Source organism: uncultured Clostridium sp. (assembly GCF_947072515.1).
In the GTDB taxonomy this organism is placed as follows: domain Bacteria; phylum Bacillota; class Clostridia; order Clostridiales; family Clostridiaceae; genus Clostridium.
The window spans coordinates 1-12,055 of the sequence record NZ_CAMTIG010000002.1 but is presented as its reverse complement, the minus strand read 5'-3'; the positions used below and the strand labels follow the sequence as shown (position 1 = coordinate 12,055).

10 protein-coding genes and 1 tRNA gene are annotated in these 12,055 nt (G+C 28.9%); 2 read left to right on the top strand and 9 right to left on the bottom strand.

Annotated features, from left to right (window positions below; all coding sequences use genetic code 11):
• The first annotated feature begins 11 nt into the window (after positions 1-11).
• On the top strand, positions 12-584 hold the full coding sequence (locus Q0W06_RS00960) for a GDSL-type esterase/lipase family protein (RefSeq protein ID WP_297630129.1): 573 nt from the start codon (positions 12-14) through the stop codon (positions 582-584).
• On the opposite strand, the gene Q0W06_RS00955 is transcribed toward Q0W06_RS00960, so the two are convergent.
• Together Q0W06_RS00955 and yedF are read right to left on the bottom strand one after the other, a co-directional pair.
• Positions 567-1,517, bottom strand: a complete 951-nt coding sequence (locus Q0W06_RS00955) for an FAD-dependent oxidoreductase (protein WP_297630126.1) — start codon at positions 1,515-1,517, stop codon at positions 567-569. The two genes, Q0W06_RS00960 and Q0W06_RS00955, sit on opposite strands and share 18 nt — an antisense overlap.
• A 71-nt stretch (positions 1,518-1,588) precedes the next feature.
• Positions 1,589-2,158, bottom strand: coding sequence for a sulfurtransferase-like selenium metabolism protein YedF (gene yedF / locus Q0W06_RS00950; protein ID WP_297630123.1), 570 nt, complete (start codon positions 2,156-2,158; stop codon positions 1,589-1,591).
• Between the two features lie 159 nt (positions 2,159-2,317).
• On the opposite strand from yedF, the gene Q0W06_RS00945 reads away from it, so the two are divergent.
• Positions 2,318-4,183 (top strand): LTA synthase family protein, encoded by a 1,866-nt coding sequence (locus Q0W06_RS00945; protein WP_297630121.1) that lies wholly within the window; start codon positions 2,318-2,320, stop codon positions 4,181-4,183.
• 57 nt (positions 4,184-4,240) lie between these two features.
• On the opposite strand, the gene Q0W06_RS00940 is transcribed toward Q0W06_RS00945, so the two are convergent.
• The 7 genes from Q0W06_RS00940 to Q0W06_RS00910 all read right to left on the bottom strand — a co-directional run bounded on the left by Q0W06_RS00940 (position 4,241) and on the right by Q0W06_RS00910 (position 11,943).
• Positions 4,241-5,584: a TldD/PmbA family protein gene (locus Q0W06_RS00940; RefSeq protein ID WP_297630118.1), complete on the bottom strand. Its 1,344-nt coding sequence runs from the start codon at positions 5,582-5,584 to the stop codon at positions 4,241-4,243.
• A gap of 11 nt (positions 5,585-5,595) precedes the next feature.
• On the bottom strand, positions 5,596-6,978 hold the full coding sequence (locus Q0W06_RS00935; protein WP_297630115.1) for a TldD/PmbA family protein: 1,383 nt from the start codon (positions 6,976-6,978) through the stop codon (positions 5,596-5,598).
• A 1-nt stretch (position 6,979) separates the two neighbouring features.
• Positions 6,980-8,458 (bottom strand): hypothetical protein, encoded by a 1,479-nt coding sequence (locus Q0W06_RS00930; protein WP_297630112.1) that lies wholly within the window; start codon positions 8,456-8,458, stop codon positions 6,980-6,982.
• Positions 8,455-9,861, bottom strand: a complete 1,407-nt coding sequence (locus Q0W06_RS00925; protein WP_297630109.1) for a HAMP domain-containing sensor histidine kinase — start codon at positions 9,859-9,861, stop codon at positions 8,455-8,457. The genes Q0W06_RS00930 and Q0W06_RS00925 overlap by 4 nt, the downstream gene beginning before the upstream one ends.
• Positions 9,861-10,544, bottom strand: a complete 684-nt coding sequence (locus Q0W06_RS00920) for a response regulator transcription factor (RefSeq protein ID WP_297630106.1) — start codon at positions 10,542-10,544, stop codon at positions 9,861-9,863. Before Q0W06_RS00920 ends, Q0W06_RS00925 begins: the two co-directional genes overlap by 1 nt.
• Positions 10,545-10,741: 197 nt before the next feature.
• Entirely contained in the window at positions 10,742-11,710 is a 969-nt protein-coding gene (locus tag Q0W06_RS00915; protein ID WP_297630103.1) for a polysaccharide deacetylase family protein, read from the bottom strand.
• A gap of 158 nt (positions 11,711-11,868) precedes the next feature.
• Positions 11,869-11,943 (bottom strand) — tRNA-Asn (locus tag Q0W06_RS00910).
• Positions 11,944-12,055: the final 112 nt, after the last annotated feature.

Here is a 12,055-nt window from a genome sequence, read left to right as displayed (position 1 = left end):
AGTGATATTTTATGAGACCTATTATATTTATTGGTGATAGTTTAACTTTTGGATTTGGACTTTATCCAAATGAAGGCTTTGTTTCTAAATTATCTAAATCACTAAAATATGAGACAATCCTAAATAAAGGTGTAAATGGAGATACTTCTAGTGGTATTCTCTCTCGCTACTACAAAGATGTTGTTTCTAAAAATCCTAAAGCTGTTTGTATTTTATGTGGAACAAATGATTTTTTATCTGGTCGTAATGCTGATTATGTAATTGATAATCTTCAGTTGATGATAAAAGATTTAATATTAATGGATACTAAAATAATTATCTGTATACCCCCTATTATCTTAAAAGATTTAGCTGAAGAATTATTTTCGTATTCTTCTTATTATGATCATGCTCTCACTTCATTACCTGAGCTAAGAGAAAAAATTTTATGCTTAAAAAAAATATACCCTATAGAAATCCTAGATCTTTATACATTAACTAAAGAAAATATTTCTAAAGGGATATTTTTAGATGGTATTCATTTAAATTCTATGGGTAATACCTTAATATTCAATTCTATGTTACCACTATTTAAGGGATTCTAGGTACTCTGCTGCCTGCAATCCCGCTCCATAGCCGCCAAGCTTTCTGCTTTCTTTATACTCGTTTCCTGGTATAACATTTCCACATGCAAAAATCCATTCTTTAGAAGTTCTTACGCCATCTACTTTTAATGCTTTTTCATCTTTTAATAATTCAATATCAATTTGTTCTAGCATTGATATCTCTGGATAATAGCCAACTGATAACAATAACGAATCACAATCAAAGACTTTTTCTTCAAAACTATCTAAATCTATAACTTTTATATTAGATACTCTTTTTCCTCCTGCTACTTCTGTTAATTTTCCTCTTTCTATAACAGGCATATCAATTCCTTCAATTATTTCTCTATCTTCATCACTTATTTTATATTTACTCTCAGCATTAACTATTAAAGCTACAACTTCTCCACCTTCAAGTTCTATACGCCTAGCTAAAATTAATGCCCATTTATTATTTGCAATTATTACTGGATATTTTCCTGGTAATGCTCCATCTAAATTTATTATATTATGTGCATTTCCTATAGTGAACACACCTGTAAATTTACTTGTAGGAATAAGCACACTACCAGTATATCTTTCCCTACATCCTGTAGATACAATTAAACTTTTTGTTTTAACTGAATTGATTCCATCTTCTTCATTTATATAAGTAACAATTTTTTCTTCTGATGCTTCTAAAACCGTAGTTTTTAATTTCAATTCATATTGATATTCTGCAAGCTTATCACTTATAAATCCAATCACTTCTGGTCCTGTTACTTTTTCTTCATTTATAGTAAATCCACAATGAATACATTGATTTAATACACCACCATATATTTCTTCTCTTTCTAGTATAAGCACATTAGAAATTCCTGCACTTAAAGCTCCTATTGCTGCTGTCATTCCTGAAATACCTGCTCCAATAATGACTAAATCATACTCCTTCAAATAAACTCCTCCTCTCTGTACATCATTTTCTTCTCTTACATTTCTAATACATAATATTATTTTGAATATTGCTAAAGTTTTACAACTCTCTTTGTATTCATAATTTCAACTATTGTATACATATTTCCAACTTCGCCAACATTAAGTTTTTCCTTCAAATTATAAAAATCTAAACACGCACCGCAACTTATAACTTTTGTGCCCTTTTTCTCTATATCCTTAATACTTTCTAAGGCATTACTTCCTTCAGTAGTTAATTTTACCCCACCGTTTAAGAAAATTAATTCATCAGGTATTTCATTACTTTCTGATAATGCGTATAGGTAACTTTTCATTAAAGTTTTTCCTAATTCATCATTTCCTTCACCTAACTTATCTGTTCCAACAATTATTGAAAATCCTCCTACATTTGAAGCTTTCTTGCTTTCATTTTCTTTTGTAATTGTAATTATAAAATTATTTTCTTGTGCATTACTCTCTACTTTAAACCCTGCACCTTCTGCAAATCTTATTATATTATTGTTTGCAATTTCATTATCAACAGTTACTTCTGCTTTTCCTTCTTTTATCTTATCAAAATATTTTTTAGTTTCAATTACTGGTTTAGGACACATTAATCCTCTACAATCTATTTTATTCACTTTTTCTCACCTCAACATTATTTTTACTTACATTATATCATTCTTTCTATTTAAATTCTTAACAAATCCTTATTTCTAGCCAATTCCACTTATATTTAATTGATATATTCTCCTTCATATAATATAATTTATTAAGATATATTGTTAAGGGGTGACAAAATGATTAAATATTTTAAAAATTTTTCTTTAAAAGATATTAATAAAGATGTTATTTTCAGGGTTATTCTCTTTTTAATTCCTTTAATAGGTATTGTTGTAAAAGGAATAATTCTTCAAGGTTTCATCCAAAATTCTGACCCCTATAAATTAAATTTTACCTTAGGATATGATAGTGCAAGATACTGCTTAACATATTATTTTGCCTTTACATTGATTTTCTTAAGTTTCTCACTGCTTTTCAAAGGAAAAGGACGAGTTATATATTTATTTATAGTGGATTTTCTATTAACAATCCTTACGTTAATAGATCTTTGTTACTTTAGAGGATTTTTAACTGTTCCATCGCTTTTAATTTTAACGCAAACAGCGAATTTAGATAATTTATCTGGAACCATATTCTCTTTATTTAGCCCAGCTGATTTACTTTTATTTTTGGATTTAGTAATAATGGCTATATTTGTTTTCTTCACAAGAAAATCTTATGTAAAACGCCAAAAGAGAGCTATTAAAACATTTATTGCAACTTTAATTCTTCCTATATTATTTATAGGTTATGTTCCTTTTAATATATATGTTTTAGGAAATAAGGATGTTAAAAATGCATATTTTTTTGATAACTATGATCCAACTAATACAGTAAAATACTTTTCACCTATTGGATATCATATAATGGATGCTATAAATGTCTACAAAGATTCTAAACCATATGACTTAACATCAGAAGACAAAGCTCAAATTAATGATTATTTCAATTTTAAAAATGAAAATTTAAAAAATAATGAATACTTTAATATGGCTAAGGGAAAAAATCTTATAATTATCCAAGTCGAATCTCTTGAATCATTTGTTATGGGACAAAAAATCAATGGTCAAGAAATTACGCCAGTAATGGACAAGTTAATAAATCAAGGTTTATATTTCCCAAACATCTATGAACAAGTTAATGAAGGAACTAGTTCTGATTGCGACTTAATGGTAAATACATCTATGTTTCCTTTAAGACGTGGCTCAACTTTCTTTAGATATCCTTCAAGAGACTATAACTCAATGCCTAGAATTTTAGATAAAAATGGCTATAATTCAACTTCTATTCATCCTGATAAAGGATCATTTTGGAATTACTCAAATGGGCTTACTGGTTTAGGTTTTGAAAATTTCACTGATTTCTACGCCTTTAATCCAGATGAATTAGTAGGTATGGGACTTAGTGATAAGACATACTTTAATCAAGTTGTTCCTATGATGGAAAAAATGAAACAACCATTTTATGTGCAAACTATCACATTAACTAATCATGGTCCATTTGATTTACCAAAGGATATGAGAAAATTAAATCTTAGCCCTGAATTAGATAAAACTGAAATGGGCGGTTATTTAGAAAGTGTTCACTACACTGATGCACAAATTGGCTACTTCCTTTCTTTACTAAAGAAATCTGGCCTTTTAGATAACAGTGTTATTGCTATAATAGGTGATCATACAGGAGTTCATAAATACTATCAATCAAGCATTGATTCACTTCCAAGTAAAGACAAGGAAGCTTGGTTTGATGATAAGGGGCAACCTACTGTTCCATTTATTCTTTATGATCCTTCAAGCAAATTACCTTCTAAAACATTTGATACAGTTGGTGGTCAAATTGATATAATGCCAACACTTTTATATGCTTTAGGGATTCCTTCATCTGAATATGATAATTCTGCTTTAGGTAGGAATCTATTAAATACTAATCGTTCCTATGCAGCATTAAATACAGGAGAAGTTGTAGGTAATTTAAAAGATTTAACACCTGAACAAATACAACTTATAGAAAATAGTCCTCAAATGTCGGATAAAATGATTAGAGCAAATGACTTTTCAAAATAATATTTAAAAATAAAAAATGACGCTTTCGCGTCATTTTTTTTATTATTTATTTAAAACTTATTCTCCTGCTACTGACATCTCTCCAACGTAAACTGATGGTGATCCAAAGCTTGTCATTGGGAATTTTATATCTGAGCATACAACTTCAATATTTTTTAATAATTCAAAGAAATTTCCTGCTACAGTTATTTGTTCTACAGGTCTATCTTGTTTTCCATCTTTAATTACAAAACCTTTTGCAGCTAAAGAAAAATCTCCTGTTATAGAATTAGCTCCTGAATGTAATCCTGAAAACTCAGTTACAATCAATCCTTCCTTAACCTCTTCTAAAAGCTCCTCAAATCCAACTTTTCCTGCTTCTAAATAAAAGTTTGTAGGTCCTACACTAACAGGTGATGCATAAGAACTTTTAAATCCGCTTCCTGTAGATTTTCTCTCATCTTTATTAGCAGTTTTTAAATTGTGTAATAAAGTTATTAATTTACCATTCTCTATTATAGATTTCTTAAAAGTAGCTACTCCCTCATCATCAAAAGCAACTGATGCTAATCCACCTTCCATATGTGGATTATCTACAATATTAACTTTATCAGATGCTATTACTTCACCTTCTTTTCCATTTAACAATGAAATTCCTTTTTGAGCTAAATCTGCATCAAATATTGACCAAAAAGACTGAAGTAATGAAACCATCCCTTCATTCTTAATTACTATTTTATATTTTTTAGATTCAACTGTTTTAGCTCCAACTTTATCCATAGCTTCTTTTATAGCCATTTTAGCTATATCTACTGGTTTAACCTCTTCAATTGCATTTGCAACTGCATATCCAAATCCATCATATTTAACTTCATCTATTTCTAAAATTGGTGCAACATAAGCTGTTAAAAGATTAGATTTATCAGTAAGTTCTAATCCTTTAGAATTTGCTAATCCATATTTAACATTAACATACCCAATTCCACATCCACCAAAATTGGATACTTTATCACTTTGTCTTTTACATTCCTTTTCCATTTCAATGGCAAGTTCTATAAGTTTATCCGCTTGAATATTCTCTAAAGCCTCATGATAATTATTTATTTTTGCATAATTCTCATCACCCTCATAAATAAATTGAACATCATCATCTTCTATATAAAGTGCTGCTGATTTTGCATTATTAATAAGCATATCAATAGATGCATCATCAATAATTTCAGTATAAGAATATCCTATCTTTTCATTTACTTTTGCTCTAAACGAAATTCCAAAAGATTTATTTAAATTATACTTTTCAACCTCTTCTTTATATATATTTATACTTAAACTTTCCTTCTCTGAAAAATACATTTCAAACTCATCTAATCCTGATTTCTTAGCTCTCTTAAATAATTTTTCTTTAAATTCTTTAATTTCCATAATTGCACCTCCTATCTTCCACCTACAGTTATTTCTCTAACTCTTATCATTGGCTGACCAACATTAACAGGAATGCTTCCCGATGATGATCCACACATTCCTTGAGCTTGAAGCCCATTAGTTCCAACCATATCAATATCCATTAAAACTCCGCTCCCTTTCCCAATTAAAGAAGCTCCTCTTACAGGTTCACAAATAACTCCATTCTTAACTAAATATCCTTCAGCTACACTAAAATTAAATTCTCCTGTTACCGGATTTACTGAACCTCCACCCATTTTTTTAGCGTAAAGTCCATTATCAATAGATTTAATTATATCTTCAGGCTTATCAGTTCCTGATTGAATATAAGTGTTAGTCATTCTTGATGTTGGAGCGTATTTATAACTTTGTCTTCTAGCATTTCCTGTTGGCTCCATATTCATTCTTCTTCCATTTAATTTATCTATCATATAGCCTTTTAATATTCCATTTTCTATAAGAACATTTTTTCTAGCCTCTGTACCCTCATCATCAATATTAATTGAACCCCAAGAATTTTCTATAGTCCCATCATCTATTGCAGTAACTTTAGTTGAAGCAATCTGTTCTCCAAGTTTTCCTGCAAATTCTGAATTTCCTTTAGCTACTGAAGTAGCTTCTAAAGAGTGCCCACAAGCTTCATGGAATATAACTCCACCAAATCCATTATCAATAGCAACAGTCATCTTTCCAGCTGGACATTCTTTTGCATGTAACATAGTTACCGCTGTCTTAGCTGCTTCTACTGCATATATTTCTGGATCTATTTCTTCAAACATTTCAAATCCTTTTAATCTTCCTGGCCCTTCAAATCCCGTTTGATTTTCACCATCTTTAGATGCTATTGCATTTATTCCAAGTCTAGTTCTAATTCTTCTATCCTCTGCAAATACTCCGTCAGTATTTGCAACCAAAATTCTTTGATCCTTATCACTATAGCTAACACTAACTTTACTTATATCAGTACTATAATCTTTTGCTTTTCTATATGCTGTTTTCATAACATCTATCTTTTTACTATAATCAACCGCATCTGGATAAAGCTTTATTATGTGCTTATTAGGAACTATAATTTTATCATTTAAAACTATCTCCATATTTACCTTTAGATCTCCTAAAGCAACTGCTGCTTTATGTGCTGTATCTAAAAGACTAACTAATGAATTATCATTAGTATATGCATAAACACTTTTTAATCCTTTAAATATTCTAATACCAACACCAAAGCTTCTTCCTCCTATTACATTTTCTACTCTTCCATCTAAAATCCCTAAAGAATTGCTTATGGAATCTTCTACAAAGACCTCAGCAAAATCGCCACCAGTCATCATACATTCTGATAATACTTTTCCTATAACTTCTTTTGATAACATATTAATCCTCCTCAAATTTTTTCTTATATTGATTAAATGATGTCGTCCAATACGTAACATAATCTCCTGAGCACCACTCATCCATAACGACCTTCGCATTTTCTGGAAGCTCATATCTAAATATAGGTTTTCCTTCTAATTTATTATTACTTACTTTATATGCTAATAATTCACCTTTTATAAATATTATAGCAAGTTTTCCATCTGGTGAGGTATATCCATCTTCAATAGTTGGAATATCAGCTCTAAGTATTCGCCAAGGTACATAAAGTGTATCATATCTAACTAAATTGGAATTAGGCTTTATACTAGTTAAGAAATTATATGATGGATTATCATCATTTAATGGAGAAATTTTTCCTGAGATAGTCCATTTTCCTTCCACTCTTAAAAGTGTAAAATCCTTATAATTAATATTACCATTAACTTTTGTCTTCTCTGTTGCATTTAAATTACTATATTCACTTTCGAAAGCACCTTTAAAAACCTCATTAATTTGATTATTATAAATATCTTCTAAAGCTACCCCTTTATCTTGTGAAAATACATCTATTGGTATAACTTTATACTCTGGATAATCTCCTTTAAACTTAGTTCCTTTATAAGTTTCTAATCCTATATAATCATTTCCAATATAATTTATACTTTGATATATATCAAACTTCCCATTATATGAACTTGTCAAATCATTTTTTTGTTTACCATTCATAGGATTTACTTCAAAATATTGCTTGTAATATCCATTTTGTACTGTATCCTTAGGGGTTACGGTCCACATTCCTGTCATTCTAGGAAATAATATATCAGGGGCTTCTTCTACTGAAACTTTTCCATCTACTTCTTTAACCCACAATGTTTTATAGTAATATAGCTGTTTATTTGTGTCTTTATCTACATACGGAACTTTTATCCCCATTAACACTCCTGTAGCTGTGCTATTCTCATTTACAGCCAAGCTATTAATGCTTGCTTCTCCATCCGTAGGTAAAAAATCTTTTTCAGCGGCTGGACCTACCTTTTCAACATTTAAAAGTATTCCTCTATAATAGATATAACTATTATTATCACTTATATTAAAAAAATCAAATATAACATTATTTTTATCAGCCGCTGTTATTACATTTGTACTATTCACTCCTAACTTTGCTACTGTATATTTTTCTTGATATGAAATAATATAATTACCTTGAACTACTTTTAACTTATAATTTACATTTTTAAAGATTTGGCTATCCATATTAACTGTCGTATCATTTATATATATTTCTTTATTTATTAATTTACTTATATCTTCTTTAGGATACATATTTTCTTCTAAAACTTTATATGACTTAACTTTCCATGCTCCTGAAATATCAAGATTATCATTTACCGGTGGCTTTATCTTAAGCATATTTGTTCCAGGCACTTTTTCACATCCCGCAAATCCTAAGATAAGAAAAGCAAGTATTCCTAATACAATTATTATTTTGCTTTTCATACTTCCATATCCTCCAATATTATAGGTAACTTTATCACTACTGATGTTCCCTCTCCATAAACACTTTCTATCTCAAAAGTTCCATTATGAAGGTTTATTATTTCATCTGCGATAGATAAACCTATTCCTGCATTAGATTTTGCATTACTTCCTTTATAAAATTTTTCTTTAACTCTTGGTAATTCATTAGCTTGAATTCCACATCCCGAATCTATAACTTCTATTACTAAGAATTCTCCTTCTTTATCAAATATTACTTTTACTTCACCATTTGGATCTGTAAATTTAAATGAGTTATCTAAAAGATTTATTAAAACTTGTTTCATCCTATCAACATCCATTGATAACATTAACTCTCTAGCATTATCTACAATTGCAAAATTTATATTTTCTCTATATGCTCTAGGTTTCATATACGCTTCTATATGTTTTGAAAATTGATCTAGACTAACATTTTGTCTTTTTAAACTTATATTTCCTCCAGTTAATCTTGAGAAATCTAATAATTCTTCAACCATTGCAGAAAGCCTCTCTGTTTCTTTTTCAATTATATTAAATCCAAGATCTAAAGTTTCCTTATCTGTATTATCATCTTTTAATGTAATTACCCATCCCTTAATTGCTGTAAGTGGTGTTCTTAACTCATGTGATACAGACGAAATAAAATCATTCTTCATTTTATCTCTTTCTTGTAACTCTTCTGCCATATAATCTATTGTTGATGCAAGTTGCCCAATCTCATCATTACTAACAAATCCTGTTTTTTGATTTAAATCTCCACTTGCAATTTTTTTAGCAGTATCCTCTAATTTTAAAATTGGATCTACAATGCTTTTTGCCATAACTAAACTTAAAGTTATTCCAATTATTAAAACTGCTATTGAAATTACAATAAAAAAGCTTATTATTGAATTAATTCCTTTATCTATATCTTGAAGTGATGTTGTAAATCTAATTACACCTATTATTTCTCCATTTGCTTTTAAAGGTTTCGTTACAGCCATTACTTTATATGGGCAATAGCTTACATTTCCAACCCATCTACTAGTTATACCTTTAAGTGCCTCTTTAACCGCTTGTGTATATGTTGCTTTATTATTATTAGCAGCAATTGAATCCATTATTAAATTTCCCTTATTATCAAATATCTGTACCTGTGCAGTACTTTGATTCCAAAAAGCATCTACATTATCATATATATTTGATATAAGTGAACTTGTAGAATAATACCTATCATAAAAATTAGATGCTATATCTATTTGATTTATAAGCATTACTTCTGTATTATCATAATAATATTTCTTTACAAAAATAGCTAAAAGCATATCTAAAATTATTATTGTGAAGAAAATTACAATTAAGAAATTTCTAATTAGCTTATTCTTTATGCTGCTTTTTATCATTATTCTTTCCACCTGTAACCAATACCCCAAACAGTTTGTATATAACTTGGTCTAGATGCATCATCTTCGATTTTTGCTCTTAATCTTCTTATATTAACATCAATTATTTTAGGATCTCCAAAATAATTATATCCCCATACTGAATTTAACAATTCATCTCTAGAAAAAGCTTTATTAGGATTCTCTATAAATGTTTTCATAATCAAATATTCTTTAGGTGTCAAATCTATTTCTACACTATTTTTAGTTATTTTTTGTGAATATAAATCTATAATAAATGGGCCATTTATTAATTGCTCTTTTTTCTCATTGCTAGTTCCATCCAATCTTCTTAAGATTGCCTTTATTCTTAGAATAACTTCTAATGGATTAAATGGTTTAACTATATAATCATCTGCTCCATATTCAAGTCCCATTATTTTATCCATATCTTGACCCTTAGCTGTAAGCATAATTATTCCTAAATCAGGATATTTACTTCTCAATTCATTACATACTTGAAAACCATCAATTCCAGGTAACATTACATCTAAAATAGCTACATCTGGTTTATCATTAATAGCCATCTTTATTCCATCTTCTCCTGTTCCAGCTTCAATTACTTCAAAATCATTTCTCAATAAATTTATTTTCAAAAATCCTCTTATACTAACTTCATCTTCTACTAAAAGTATCTTTGCCATAAAAGCTTCACCTCTACCTTTCCTAAGTTACACTTATCTTTTATTATATCATCTTAAGCTTTTTATATTAATTTTTCTTTCTTAATTATAAAAATATTATTAGTTATTTAAATTACAATAAATAAAACTATTAATATAAAACTCTTCTTAATAAAATAGCTATTCTAAATCTTAATTTAAAATAGCCACTTAAGTAATTATTTTATTGTTCTAAATTCAAAACCTTTTTTCTTCAAAAAATTTATAGTTTCCCTTAATGATTCCGCTGTAGTTTCTTTTCCATTTGTATCATGCATTAAAACAACTATATTATCTGCTTTATCGCCTAACTCATAAAAACTTTCCTTCAATCTTTTATTTAAATTACTTGCTGAAATTTTTACTCCTTCAGCATCTCCATTCAAAGCATTCCAATCAACACTACAAATTCCAGCTTCATCTAATTTCTTTCTTGCTTCTTCTCGCCCATTCCATGACCAATATCCTCCTGGGAATCTTACTACTCTAGTATCAAAACTTTCTCCTAAAATATCCTTTAAAAGTCTATTAGTTTTTCTTACTTCTTCTAAAAAATAATCTGCTTTAATCTCGCCCTTTGGATATAGCTTTCTATAATCATGTGAGTATGTATGATTAGCTAATGCATGTCCATTTTTCGCAATCTTTTTTACTAATTCTTTATTTTCTTCACTTTCATTTACTTTGCTTCCTAAAACAAAAAATGTTCCTTTAATATTCTCTTCCTTTAGAATTTTTAATATCTCCGGTGTTACTGTATTAGATGGTCCATCATCAAATGTTAAATATGCAACTTTTTTACCATCTGTTCTAATTGGAAAATTTCTCTTTCCAGTAATCAAATCTTTAAGATCCTTTTCCACTTTTTTTGCATCATCTGCAAAAGGATCATCCTTTAATGATAAATATATTTGTTCTTTTTCTATATCCTTCTGATTATTCTCAAATTCCTTTTTTTTAATCTCTTCTGATTTTTCCCTCTTTAGTTTTTCTTCTGCAACTACTACTTCTTCCTTTTCTTTAAATAAAGCTATACTAATTATTCCTACTGATAATATCCCAATAATAAAAAGTGCTGCTACTCTTCTTCTTTTAATTATTTTCAGCCTTATTTCCGTTTTTTGTATTTTAAATTTTTTTCTCACCATAGTTTCCCCATTTCCCATAAATTATTACCACTATTATAATACCATTTGATTACCTTTTGGTTATTACAATAAGGGTAATATTAAGTTACATTTCAGTAATATTTTCTTAACATTTATTTTAAAGCAAAAAAAAAGAAGCTTTTGCTTCAATAAAAAAATGGCTCCGCGAAGAGGACTCGAACCTCCAGCCTATCGGTTAACAGCCGAGTGCTCCACCATTGAGCTATCGCGGAATATTTTCTTTTCAGAGATTGTTCCCTGAAAATTATATATGAAATCTTGTTGATATGTATTGGTCAAGCCCTCGATCTATTAGTATTAGTCAGCTGAACATATTGCTATGCT